Raw genomic sequence first — 12,493 nt, forward strand, 5'->3', positions numbered from 1 at the left:
TTGCTGAAAAATCCAATCCCCCGAGGTCGCACGGCGGAGAACGGAAGAGCAGCTACAAGAGGGATGGATAGAAAAGGATTGAAAACAGGCGGATGGAAAGATAGAAAAGGAAGATCTGAGGTAAAAAGGGACAGCGCATGGCCATGCCGTCGATAAAAAGGGACTTTGCCGTCGGCAGACCGAAGCCGGAACAGACCCTGCCGGGCCCCGGTAAGGTCTGTCCGTGGATTATCAGTCAATATCGTAACCAATCACAAACTCGTCATTGATAAGCAGATAGTAATAGCCGTTGCCGCAATTCCGGTACTCCTTGCTGAAACCGGCAGCCATGTCACCGTTTTCCCGCGGCTCGCACCAAAGCGTACCGTCATAACCGCAAAAGTCGAAACGAAGCGTCGAGAATTTCTCCTTATTCTTCATGGCCTGGCGGAACCGCTGCATGTCCCAGCTTCCGCAATACTTCTCAATCGTGGAGAGCCGGATGCACTTTCCGTCAATAGCCGTTCCCGTGGTGATACGGTTTTCGTACAGGGACTTCTCAAGGTCTGCTGCTGCAATCTTGCGGAGCCAGTCATTGGTATGCGTGGCAAGGCGTGCGAGCTTCTGGTATTTGAGAATCATTTTCCTGTCCATATCCTTTTCGTCTTCCTTTTCCTGTGACGGATAATAGATTTTTTCGATGTGGCTCCAATCTGAAAAAATGTAGCCATGCTTGCGTTTTCCTTTCGCAATAATACCGACGACGTTCTCCCTGCCTCGGTTGATAAACAATTTCCTGCGCTCCCCGTAAATCCTGACATACAAGACCGGTGGGTTCTGTTCGTTACGGAGATATTCTTCTGCCGGATGCATTGTTGCTGCTGTTGTGTCCATACCTGTATTTTTTAGTTGTTCATTCTTTTAGCCGGAACCGCTTGGGCTCCCGTTTATAAGTTATCCTCACGAAATTTGACTTTTGCCCCTGACTGCTGTTCAGAGTTCGGGAAGTGTGCCTGTCCTGACTTTCTTCCCGTCGCAATAGAGTTCGATTGTTCCCGGTCTGAATCCCATTTCGCCGAAGGCTATGTTTCTGACATAGTCCCGGTACTCCTTTCCGGAAAAGTTCTTTCCGCTCAGGTTGTTGAAAAACATTCGGATGCTGAATCCGTCTTCGCTTGACAGTATTGTCCTGCCGTCCTGTCTGATTTCTTCTTTCATTTCTTTCCGTTTTAATTGTTTGAAAATCTGTTTTTTATTTCCCTCTTTTTGAACTGAGGGCTGTATTTTCAACTTTTTGAGGCATAAGGAGGATGAAGCAGCTGGTATCATAAGCCAAATCCGGATAGAAAACCGATTGTGCAGCAGTCTGTTTTCGTCATCCGAATGGAATGCGGTTTGGCATTGATACGCTTCGTCCTATATTCGCCGACGAAAAGAGAAAGGAAGCCCCATAGGAAAAAGGAAGAGACTTGTAAAAGGGGACGGTAAGTAGGATATATAATGGGATCGAACAAATTACCGGTTCCATTTCAAGGCCAGCACCGATAATTTGCTTACTTTGCAAAAGTAAAAAGGTTCAATATGAGTGAGAGACTTGTGCTCCTGGTGTTGCTCGGCATAGTGGCCGGGCTGTTGCATGGCATCGCTTTCTGGCGGCGGAAAGCCGGTGAAGCGGCGTATGCAGCCGCACGGAGCGCAAGCCGGGAAGACGAAAGGGACCGCTATTGCCGTATGGCAGTAATGGCCGGACATCGAGACGCCTGCCGTATGTTCTGCTGCATGTATCCCGACCGGTTCGACGACAGGCATCCGCTCAAACCGTTCAAGTTCCGTGGAATCCGGATTGCATTTTACGGCTATTACTATCCGTCACGGTACAATGATTTTCTCAATGAAGCACAACGGACATTCTGCCGTACCATCTACCGGTTCAAGCAGGGAGAGATACACGGCATCGAGTTCTTCAAGGCATGTATGACCGCCATACAGGAGGACGGCAAGCCTTATCATATCATGTTCATGCCGTGCAGCAACTGGATAAAGTATGAACAGCGGTTTAAGCGGCTGAACTGGTATATGGGCAAGCACAGGCCGGATCTGACATCAGGACTGTACGATACGGTGATCTGCGATGCCCGGGAAAGCCTACATGAAGCGGACGGAGCGGACAGCCGTGTCCTTGAGCGGAATTACGAGATTACCGGTGATATAAAGGGAAAAGAAATCATTATCATTGACGATGTGCTGACGACCGGACAGAGTGTGTCCGACTACAAGGAGGAAATAGAAAGGCACGGCGGCAAGGTGGTGGCCGCCATTTTCTATGGAAAGACGTTTTCCATGCCGCCGATGTCCGTCGTCCGGATGTCGGTATGGGGCGACAGTATCAGCCATGCAATCAAAGGGAGAAAAAAGTCATAGTTCGGCCAGTGCCGAAACACATTCCTGCTGTACTCTCCTGACATGTTCAAAAAGGATTGCGGGATCGACACTCTTGCCATTGAGGCGGCAGGTGATATGCAGGTGTTCTCCCGTGCTGCGCCCTGTAGAGCCGGTAATACCGACCGCATCACGCGGCCGGACGGCTGTTCCCCTGGCTACGAGAATCTTTGAAAGGTGGCAATAGCTGATCATGCAGTTCCCGTGCTGCAGCGTAACATACTTGCCGGAAGTCTTGTCCTGGCCGACCTTTACGACAGTTCCCGCCATCATCGCCAGCACCTTGTCGCCACGTGCCTGCAAATCGATTCCTCCATGAAATTTACGCTTGCCGGTAAAGGGGTCTTTCCTGTAACCGTATGGAGAAGTCACCTTGATTCTCGGTAACGGATAACTGACACTCAGGTAACGCTCAACCACAATCTTCCTTTGCACATCGCCGCGAGCCCCGGATTTGCCGGTGTTTTCCGATACACCTTTCCCGGAACCCGTATTGTCTGAAGCTGTTTCCTTGTCCTTGGTGGCCGCCTGCACACTTTCCTCCCGATAGTAATCGGAAGCGGAGGAAACTGTATTGAATTGTGCCATTGCCGGTATCAGACTGAGCGAAATGCCTGATATAATCATCCATAAAATTTTTCTCATGCTGCAAAATTAGCATGGTCTGTTTATGTTCGACATGAACGGCCATGCATTCTGCTATTAGTTTGCATATTTTATCGCAATTAGTACGATTATTCAAAGAAAATCGTACTAATGTTATAAAAATGGTATATTATAATCATTTATATATCTGTGTTTTTGTTTGAATTTACAAGGTCATACTATATTTGCCGAACATAATTTTACAAACTTGATATAGTATGAAAAAGGCGCATTTTGAATTTGAAGAGATTCCCTTTTCAACGCTTGCCCGATTCGGGCTCACGCAGGAGATGATCGAGGATCTGCCGATGCACGTCCTTGATGATATTTACAACGGACGCCATTCGCCCGTTCTTCCCGTGCGTGTCACCGACGAGCACGGAGAAACGGTGGAAAGCCGTACCCGATTCGCTCTTATCCGCATGGAGGGTGGCCAGACGGACGTGGTCTTCTATCCGGCATTGAAATCTTCGCCACTGGAACGCTTTGACGAAACGCAGCAGAAACAGTTGCTTGAGGGCAAGGCCATCATCGCGGATGTGGAAACCGCTGACGGCAGGCACAACAAGGCTTTCGTCCAGATTGACACGGGGACGAAGCAGGTCATGTATGTTCCCACGCCCATCATCGGGCGCAATCTGCAGGTGCTGGCCGAGGAGCTGCATCTCGGTGCAACAGAGGTGAACGGAATGCAGCACGGAGATCCGCTGACGCTGGTCGTGGACGACGAGCCCGTCACGGTAGGTATTGACCTTTATTCCAAGACCGGTATCCGTTTCTGTTCCGGCGACGAGCAGCGATGGAGGGAACAGTCCAAGCGTGAATGGGACAAATACACGTTCGGCTGTTACGGTTGCTGGGTCATGGATGATGACGGAAACCTCGACTATGTTCCGGAAGAGGAATATACCGAAGAGTTGTGGAACGAACAGAAAAAAGCCGGGGAACGCAACCGCTCGGCAGCTATTCACAAATAAAAACTGATTGATATGGCACAGCACCAGTATTATCCCGAAGAGGTATTGATAGAGAAAATGCAGAGCGGCGAATACGGCTGGCTCGACTATGTGAACCATTTTTCCGCGGAGTGGCAGGAGGAATATGCCCGTTACTGTGAGGAACGCGACCTCGTTATCGGGAATGATTCTGCCGCCGAATTTGTCCGCTACAAGGACGAACAGCTGGAAGCGGCGATGGAGGAAGGAAACGCATAGCGGATAACAATCATAACATCAGACTATGGCAATACGAACCAATACAAACCCCAGAGCGATGGACTTGCAGCCTGAAATGCGCGACATACTGATGCGCAACGGGCTTCAAGCCCATATCGCATTTGACAGTGGCGGCTACAAGCTGATCGTACAGGGACACGATTCGCCGCTGCTGACCTATCCGATTACCGAGAAACAACTGTTGGCGCTTACGGACTGGGGAACGAACACCGCCAACAAGAAAGCCTACAATGTGCTCACGAGCATCCTTGCAAAGGATTTCTATCTGCCCAAGAACTTTGTCCATGCCCGCAATGCCAACGGACGTGTGGCGATGGGTCTGCACGGCTACCGTATCGGAATGGGTGAATACGGGCGTACAGGCCGTTGGGGGCTGTTTCCTCCCATACTCGGATGGACACCGCGCCAGCAGGGCGGTTTTCATCTGCGCAGGGTCGGCGGACAGCTCTTTTTCCCCGGAGCGCCCATTGTCCCCGAACGTCCTGACGGGCGCATGAAGCCCGGCGAGCTGCAGTCCGGAGGCTACGGCTTTTATTACAAGGGAGGACAGCCGGAACAACCCGTACAGCCCCGTGATGTCCTGCAGGACTTGCAGGCTGCCATTACACCGATGGTCAGCCGTCCCCGCAGCCAGGAACCTGCCCGCCCGTACAGGGAGCTTGTCGCTTCGCCAGTCTATTTCTCGAACGAAAAATGGTCGGAGTGCCTTGCTTCGCACGGGCTTATTGTCGATGCGGAGAACAGAACCCTCACCGTGCAGTCCGAGAATGTCAACGCGGACATGGTCTATGACCTGACGGAAGAGGAAATCAAAACGCTTACATCGAATTCTCTTGAAGAGCATTCCATTGAGCAACGTCTGGAGCTCCTGAACGGGGTCATTGCCGGAGATTTCGCGGATAAAGTGACCTTGGATGATCTGAACAGTGACAGGCATATCGCCATCGGCCTCCATCCTGAAGTGCACGAGGAACTGGCCGCAAGACATTACCAGGAATACGCACAGGCGAACGGGCAGACGGAAGACTATGGCAACAGCCTGCAGCTGTCGGATGAGATCGGCGGGCATGGAACCGAGATAAGCCGGATTGCCGTGGAACCCGGACCGGAAGAGGGAAAGTATAGGATGACCGCCGTCATCGACGGGCAGACCTACAGCCACGAGATTACCCAGAAGGAATACGACAAGTTTCTCGCCACGGACGATTACCATCGGACGAAACTTTTCGCGAAGATCTTCAGCGAGGCAGACCTGCGCCCCCGTCCGGAAACAAGCAAAGGACTGGGCATAAAGATTCTTGCGGCCCTTTCAGCAGGTGCCGTGGTGGTTTCCGAGGTCGTGCATAATCTCAGATGCCATCACGGGCCGGAGTGTTATGAGGAACATTACCATGGGCCGCGTCCTTATTTCAAACCCGGTGTTGACACTCCGAGGGATGTTGCCATCCGGAATTTCGAGGCACAGATGAACCGGGAAATCGGTGATATGAGAATGGGGAGGTAAACTTATGAGGAACGGAGACCTTACATACGATGATTTTCTACAGAGACTGAACATTCAGGACATACTCATTGACGCGGGCTATCATCTGAACAAGCGTGACGGTCTGCGTTATCCGTCGTATGTGCGGATGGACAGCGAAGGCCGTCGTATCCGTGGCGACAAGTTCATCGTGATGCCGAACGGCAAGTGCTGTTTCAAGGCACAGGAACAGAAAGTCTATAACATCATATCCTTCATCAAGGAATACCCGCAGTTTTTCGCGGAATACCGGGCAGGAGTATCTCCGGACCGGCTTGTCAATCTCGTGTGCAACCGGTTGCTGAACCATCCCATCGAGGAACGCAGTACACGGATTATCCAGCCGAAACGGGACGTGAAACCGTTCGACATAACGGATTACGAGATTCACAGGTTCAACCCTCAGGACAGGGATACGCAGAAGAAGTTCTATCCTTTCTTCAAACACCGTGGAATCGACCTCTACACGCAGTATGCCTTCCACCGTGATTTCTACCTGGCGACAAAAGTCCGTGAAGACGGGACCCGATACACGAACCTTGCCTTTCCGATGTCTTTGCCCAAAGACCCGGGGACGGTTGTCGGCCTTGAGGAACGAGGCCGCCCGCGTCCGGACGGCAGCGGCAGTTACAAGGGCAAGGCTGAGGGCAGCAATTCGAGCGAGGGGCTGTGGATAGCCAACCTTAAGGGTGACCTGGATTCCGTCGGCGGAGTGGCATGGTTTGAAAGTGCCTATGACGCGATGGCCTTCTATCAGCTCAACCGGGAACAGATCAAGAACAACCCGGACCTATCCAGGAAGAGCGTGTATGTATCTACCGGCGGTACCCCTACAGAGGGTCAGATCAAGGGTATGCTTGCCGCCACACCGGAGGCACACCATTACCTCTGTTTCGACAATGATGCCGCCGGACGGCTGTTCGTGGAAAAGTTCAAGGCAATAGCCGGACAGATGAACATTTCCCCGGAAAATATCAGAGAATTTCCCATTCTGCCTTGCTACAAGGACTGGAACGATGCGTTGCTTGGCAAGACCAATCCCGAGTACCTCAAAGAGACCGAGGGGCTGGTCAATCCGATTGAAGTACGGCATTCAGGACAGGACGAGGAAGAACGGCAGACCAGTTATCACAGATAAAAAGAAAACATCATGCAGACAGACCGTTTATTCCGCACTCATGTGTTTGTGCCCCACACCGGACAGTTCGTCATCAACGAGCTGCCCATTCTTGTGTTATGCTGTGCAGGATGGGTCTTTGGCGGGATTGACGGCTTGCCGTTCACGACTCTGTCCATGTGGGTCGCCCTTCTGCTTTCCCTGTTCCTGGTGTACAGGTTCATCTATCTACGACGCATACGCTATCGCATCGGGTCCGAACAGCTCGTGTGCGAGCATGGCATCATCTGGCGTAAGACAGATTATATGGAATTATACCGTATCGTGGACTTCACGGAAAATCAAAGCCTGCTGCAGCAGCTTTGCGGGCTGAAGACGGTGAGCATTTTCTCGATGGACCGGAATACCCCCAGGCTTGATCTGACCGGTATCCGGCGCAGGGATGACATAGTAACACTTGTCCGCGAACGGGTGGAATACAACAAAAGAAAAAAGGGAATATATGAGATCACGAATCATTAACTGGAGTCTGGCCCTCGTTGCCGTCCTGCTTCTGCCGCAGGTGTCCAAAGCCCAGATAGCGGCTTCCAATCCGCTGGAGTGGATTGCTCTGGCGGAGGGCAACGAGCTGATAAACGGCCAGATTGAAAAACAGATCAAGGGACAGACGCAGACGGCACTCCTGCAGAACAGCATCGCCGCCGAATTCAACCGCATCCATGAATGGCAGAAACAGTACAACGGCTACCTGAAGACGGTGAACGGATACGCTTCGTCACTGAAAGCCTGTACGCATCTCTATAACGACGGGGTCCGGATCTTCCTGACTCTGGGTAAACTGGGCAAAGCGATAAAGGACAACCCGCAGGGTATCGTTGCCAGTATGGGCATGAACAACCTTTATATCGAGACGGCCACGGAACTGGTCTCCGTATATACACTGCTGAACGATGCCGTTGCCAAAGGCGGTGAAGAGAATATGCTGACCGGTGCGGAGCGCAGCACTACGCTATGGGCGCTGAATGACAGGCTGTCGGCTTTCAGCCGGAAGCTGCATCTGCTCTACCTGAGCATCCGGTACTATACTTTCAATGATGTATGGAGAAATGTGACGGCAGGTATGCTTGACCGCAACAACGGTGAAGTGGCCCGCATGGCCATGTCACGCTGGCGCCGGGCAGCCTCCCTGACACGATAAAGAATGACGCGATGAAACGGACAATTTTGATAGTTATGCTGCTGACGGGCATCTGTATCGGCAAGATACAGGCACAGAACGATCCGGTTCTGGCCGGAATGATACTGCTCTACACGGACAAGGCGCAGAAAGAGCTGAAAAACCAGGAGAAGGTGATGATGCTGCAGACTACCGGACATATATGGACGAAAGAGGAAGTACAGGCTACGGCCGACCTGCAAAGGGAGTTCAACAAGTATCTGGATTCTTTCCGGTCCATCGTCTGCTACGCCGCACAGATTTATGGCTTTTATCACGAAATCTCAAGGCTGACAGACAATATGGAAGATTTTACCAGGCAGGTTAGCCGGAGCACGACCAACGCATTGGCAGTAGCCCTTTCCACGGAGCGCAACAGGATTTACCGGGAGCTGATGCTTGGCAGTGTGGAAATAGTAAATGACATACGAATGGCCTGTCTTGCGGAAAACAAGATGACGGAAAGGGAACGCATGGAGATAGTCTTCGGGATCAGGCCGAAGCTCAAGCTGATGAACACCAAGCTGCAACGGCTGACCAAGGCCGTGAAATATACGACTATGAGTGACATCTGGTATGAAATCGACGAAGGCGCACGCCCTGTTGCGGACAAACGCGACATTGTGGAAGCCGCCAAACGAAGATGGAAGCAGATCGGAAAAAATGTAAGACCTTAAAAAGAACGAGATATGGGAGTATGGAGTACAATATTGAAGTATGGCGGCAAGGCGGCCAAAGGTACCGGCAAGGCTGTTTTGGCAACCGGGAAAAACGTGGGTGAAGCGGCACTTCATCCGTCGCAGACGTTACGGGGCGCCGGACAAGCCGTCAAGACTGCCGCCGTCGGAGGTGCGATCGGTTATGTCGGCTGGGAAAAGCTGACGACAGACAAGAGCGTGGTGCGTATCGTGAGCGATGCGGTCATCGGAGAACCGGCCACGGATGCCTTGGCTGATACCGCCGAGGATGTACGGGGACTGACGGACAAGGCCGGAGAAGCCGTCGGCACGTTAAGCGGAGCTGTGGCGGGAATAGATTCCAAACTTGACGGGGTATCCAATTTCCTACGGCAGGCTTCGAGTGGCGGAGGCATGAACATGCTCGGCAATTTTGTCCGTAACCTCGGCCATGGCAACGTATCTGGATTGAGCATCGCGGGCCTTATAGCCGCCGCTTTTCTCATTTTCGGACGTTTCGGGTGGTTGGGCAAGATCGCCGGGGCTTTCCTCGGCATGATGCTCATCGGCAACAATGCCGGCGTCTTCCGTGACACGAACACGGAGAGCGTGGCAAGGATACAGGCTTTCCCCGGCCAGAGCGAGGAACAGACTTATAACGGAGGAATGAGAAGATAACATTATGAACCAATACAGAACGAAATGAAATATACAGAAGAAATGATACTTCACTCCGAGAGCGGCTACTGTATGCCTTTCGAGGAGCCCCAGGGCAAGGAGGTGGAAATGACTCTCGGTTACGGCGAACAGACCGACCCGGGAACGGGCAAGCCGTTTTTCCACCATGGCATTGACTTCAACGCCCGATATTACAGGCTGTCTGCCGTCGCGAGCGGAATCGTGTCAGGGGTCGGCAATGATCCGGTACACGGGATATGCCAGACTATCCGGTACGGGGAATATGAGGTGACATACGGACACCTGTCAAATGTCTTTGCGCAGTTCGGGCAACGCGTGAAAGCCGGTCAGACTGTGGCCTTGAGCGGTGACAGGCTGCACGTCGAAGCCCGGTTCAAGGGAGAGGAACTGAATCCGCTGGAGTTCCTGACCATGCTTTACGGCAACATCCGTGCGCTTCGTCAGGCGGGAGGACATGAAACGGCGGCATTCCCGGATCTGGAAATGACCGTGAAGACCGATTACGACAAGGACAAACGGGAAATCGAGGAACTGATGCTGCGTTTCCTGCCGTACTACATGGAGGATCTGCAACGCGGAGCCTACGTGTTGCCCGAGCACACGGAGCAGTCTCTGCGCCACATCTTCACCATGGGGGCGATGAGAGAATATTTCTACGAGAACATGCCGAGCATGGCCAATCCTCTCGGACTGGGACATAAATCCATCCCGCTGGTCAGCAAGGTACAGAACCTGCTCATCGCTGATTTCCTGCATTACCTGGCCCTGCGTCACAACGTGTACCTCTCCACCATGAGCGGAGACATAAAAAAAAACTCCATGACGAAGCCGTAAGCTACAGCGGCATCATTGATCCGCTGGCTGAACTCGACATCGACATCCAGAGCTTCGACATACCGCGTATCGTGTCCGTATATCCGGACCGGGCTGGTGTCCGCTGGTGGACAAAGGCATGGTTCAACAACCGGGAGGAAGGTGAAGCCTCCGTGGAGATAGAGCGTGAACAGGCGATACGCTTCATCCATGACAACATCGAGAAAGACGCATGGCTGGAGGAGTTCTTCCCCAAACAGATGGAAGTGTACCACAATGCGATTGAACAGACAAAAGAACAACTGTTGAAACAGATAAATATGATATAGGATACTTATGGACGGAACTATAAAACAAAGCAGACGATTCGCGGAACTGGAACGTCTTTCGGATGACTATTTCCGTTACCACCTTGCTTCCGTCATGGATGAGACAAGAGATTATCTTGCCCGGAAACAAGGTGAGGAAATGAAGGAATATTCCACCTCCCTTGGCGGGGTTCTCAGCATGATGGCTTCTTCAGCCCAACCTTTGAACGACCCGTACCAGCTGCTCAAAGTTACCGGCGAATGGAACTCCAAGACAACGGAAGATTATGTAGAGATGTGCAAGGAGAAAATCGCCGCTTCGGAAGACATACAGCACGACCTTGCGTATATGGCCGGGCAATGGCGTGATGCAGTCGTGAAGGAAATCGGCCGCGAACGGTACGACGAACTGTCGGAACAGCTTGGCGGCGATCTCGCCTATGCCTACATGGACTATCGTCTGGAACAGCAGATGATAGACAAACTGGTGAAAGACCGTATGCCCAAGTCTTCGGCTGATTATATCATCCGCAAGGCCGCGGAATCAAGCCTGTTCGGCCTGCCGCAGATGTTGAGCCGTTCCCCGCTTGCCGAGGAGATCGAGAAGCGTGGTGAGGCCGCTTACCGGCCGAGCAAGGTCGAGCAGGGTGCGGGATGGCTGTTGGGTGCCTCGGCGGATACCGTCATGCTGGGCGGTGCCGGCTCATGGGCGGCATTCGCCAGATTCATCGGTGTGGATGCTGCCGTCTCCGCCACCATGGCACATTTGGAGCCGGAAGACCCCAAGTCGATTTCAGTCGAACAATGTATCAGCCAGGGTGTATTCGGCAGCGAACACAATGTGTTTGAAGATTTCCGGCGTGAAGCAGCCACCATGACCGCAGACAAGGACAGTTTCACGGCGACCGCCAATGAGCAGCTGAAGAAACAGATACCGGTCTGCAATTTCAACTTTACGGACTGGATGAAGAAGCAGCAGCCGTTCCCGTTCCTGAAAGGTTTGCAGGACAAGCTGAAACAGGAACGGCCGGAACGCTACAAGGATGTGCCGCTGGTCGTCGCACCGGGGCAGGAAGAAGTCTACCTGAAAAGTCTGGAAGAAAAGAAACAAACGGATGCGGAAGAGCCGGAACAGGTACATCAGGAAACGGTACAACCGGAAAAAGAGCCGGAGGTCATGCAGGAAACAGGGGTACATCCCGTGAATGACCTGTCTGAAACGCCGGCATCCAACGGCAACACGGGCGGATGGGAAGATCTGCTCGGCACCCTTGGACTGAGCGGCATGGGAGACATTGCCGGCAATCTCGGCTATGTGATGGCGATGCTGCCGGATATTCTACTGGGAGTATTTACAGGCAAGACACAGTCCCTGAACATCAAGGACAACCTGCTGCCTATAGCCAGCATAGTGGCCGGTATGTTTGTGCGGAATCCGCTGCTGAAGATGCTCCTTATCGGTCTCGGCGGGGCGAACCTGCTGAACAAGGCCGGGCATGAAGTGCTGCGTGAACGGTCAGAAGGCGAAATGAACACGGCCAATAGAGGCGCAGCCCAATACCGCCATTATCCTGACGAACCGCTCAATCCCCGCATCACGAATCCCGTACTTCAAGGCAACATGCTTGTCGCGACAATTGACCGTGTACCCTGTACTATCCAATTATCGCAGACCGTGACTGACGCTTACCGGGCCGGAGCCTTACCGCTCAACACGCTGGCAAACGCCGTACTCGCCAGAAGCGAACAGCTCCGTCAAAGGGCCTCGGACAATTACGACAACGGACAACAGGAGACTATCGTGCGTACACGAGGTATCCAGTAGCATATAACCCCAAAACAT

The 12,493-nt window shown here is 52.5% G+C and carries 15 protein-coding genes; 12 read left to right on the forward strand and 3 right to left on the reverse strand.

The window, feature by feature from the left end; all coding sequences use genetic code 11:
* Positions 1-231: 231 nt before the first annotated feature.
* Together B5F77_RS08050 and B5F77_RS08055 are read right to left on the reverse strand one after the other, a co-directional pair.
* Positions 232-873 (reverse strand): hypothetical protein, encoded by a 642-nt coding sequence (locus tag B5F77_RS08050; protein WP_087329685.1) that lies wholly within the window; start codon positions 871-873, stop codon positions 232-234.
* Positions 874-972: 99 nt separating this feature from the next.
* A complete protein-coding gene (locus B5F77_RS08055) occupies positions 973-1,197 on the reverse strand; it encodes a hypothetical protein (RefSeq protein WP_005807178.1) in 225 nt (74 codons plus the stop codon).
* A gap of 363 nt (positions 1,198-1,560) precedes the next feature.
* On the opposite strand from B5F77_RS08055, the gene B5F77_RS08060 reads away from it, so the two are divergent.
* The gene (locus tag B5F77_RS08060; RefSeq protein ID WP_087329687.1) at positions 1,561-2,400 is read left to right on the forward strand and encodes a phosphoribosyltransferase family protein; all 840 of its coding nucleotides are present in this window, start codon (positions 1,561-1,563) and stop codon (positions 2,398-2,400) included.
* On the opposite strand, the gene B5F77_RS08065 is transcribed toward B5F77_RS08060, so the two are convergent.
* Entirely contained in the window at positions 2,395-3,063 is a 669-nt protein-coding gene (locus B5F77_RS08065) for a M23 family metallopeptidase (RefSeq protein WP_185151334.1), read from the reverse strand. The two genes, B5F77_RS08060 and B5F77_RS08065, sit on opposite strands and share 6 nt — an antisense overlap.
* Positions 3,064-3,281: 218 nt before the next feature.
* Between B5F77_RS08065 and B5F77_RS08070 the strand changes: the two genes are divergently transcribed.
* The 11 genes from B5F77_RS08070 to B5F77_RS08120 are packed head-to-tail and all read left to right on the forward strand — an operon-like array spanning position 3,282 to position 12,475.
* On the forward strand, positions 3,282-4,040 hold the full coding sequence (locus B5F77_RS08070; protein WP_087329691.1) for a DUF4099 domain-containing protein: 759 nt from the start codon (positions 3,282-3,284) through the stop codon (positions 4,038-4,040).
* A gap of 12 nt (positions 4,041-4,052) precedes the next feature.
* A complete protein-coding gene (locus B5F77_RS08075) occupies positions 4,053-4,277 on the forward strand; it encodes a hypothetical protein (protein WP_087329693.1) in 225 nt (74 codons plus the stop codon).
* Between the two features lie 25 nt (positions 4,278-4,302).
* Positions 4,303-5,802: a hypothetical protein gene (locus B5F77_RS08080; protein WP_087329696.1), complete on the forward strand. Its 1,500-nt coding sequence runs from the start codon at positions 4,303-4,305 to the stop codon at positions 5,800-5,802.
* Between the two features lie 4 nt (positions 5,803-5,806).
* Entirely contained in the window at positions 5,807-6,958 is a 1,152-nt protein-coding gene (locus B5F77_RS08085; protein WP_087329698.1) for a toprim domain-containing protein, read from the forward strand.
* Between the two features lie 12 nt (positions 6,959-6,970).
* A complete protein-coding gene (locus B5F77_RS08090) occupies positions 6,971-7,459 on the forward strand; it encodes a PH domain-containing protein (protein WP_005816004.1) in 489 nt (162 codons plus the stop codon).
* The gene (locus B5F77_RS08095) at positions 7,440-8,135 is read left to right on the forward strand and encodes a hypothetical protein (protein ID WP_005807186.1); all 696 of its coding nucleotides are present in this window, start codon (positions 7,440-7,442) and stop codon (positions 8,133-8,135) included. Before B5F77_RS08090 ends, B5F77_RS08095 begins: the two co-directional genes overlap by 20 nt.
* A gap of 11 nt (positions 8,136-8,146) precedes the next feature.
* Complete coding sequence (locus tag B5F77_RS08100; protein WP_005816003.1) at positions 8,147-8,830, forward strand: hypothetical protein; 684 nt, start codon at positions 8,147-8,149, stop codon at positions 8,828-8,830.
* Positions 8,831-8,842: 12 nt separating this feature from the next.
* Positions 8,843-9,508, forward strand: a complete 666-nt coding sequence (locus B5F77_RS08105) for a hypothetical protein (RefSeq protein ID WP_087329700.1) — start codon at positions 8,843-8,845, stop codon at positions 9,506-9,508.
* 24 nt (positions 9,509-9,532) lie between these two features.
* Complete coding sequence (locus B5F77_RS08110) at positions 9,533-10,363, forward strand: M23 family metallopeptidase (RefSeq protein WP_018666025.1); 831 nt, start codon at positions 9,533-9,535, stop codon at positions 10,361-10,363.
* 23 nt (positions 10,364-10,386) lie between these two features.
* The gene (locus B5F77_RS08115; protein ID WP_025068803.1) at positions 10,387-10,671 is read left to right on the forward strand and encodes a hypothetical protein; all 285 of its coding nucleotides are present in this window, start codon (positions 10,387-10,389) and stop codon (positions 10,669-10,671) included.
* A gap of 7 nt (positions 10,672-10,678) precedes the next feature.
* Positions 10,679-12,475 carry a hypothetical protein gene (locus tag B5F77_RS08120; protein ID WP_087329702.1) on the forward strand — a complete coding sequence of 599 codons (1,797 nt, stop codon included), beginning with the start codon at positions 10,679-10,681 and terminating at the stop codon, positions 12,473-12,475.
* Positions 12,476-12,493 lie beyond the last annotated feature (18 nt).

The sequence above is a fragment of the Parabacteroides sp. An277 genome (assembly GCF_002159645.1).
In the GTDB taxonomy this organism is placed as follows: Bacteria; Bacteroidota; Bacteroidia; order Bacteroidales; family Tannerellaceae; genus Parabacteroides.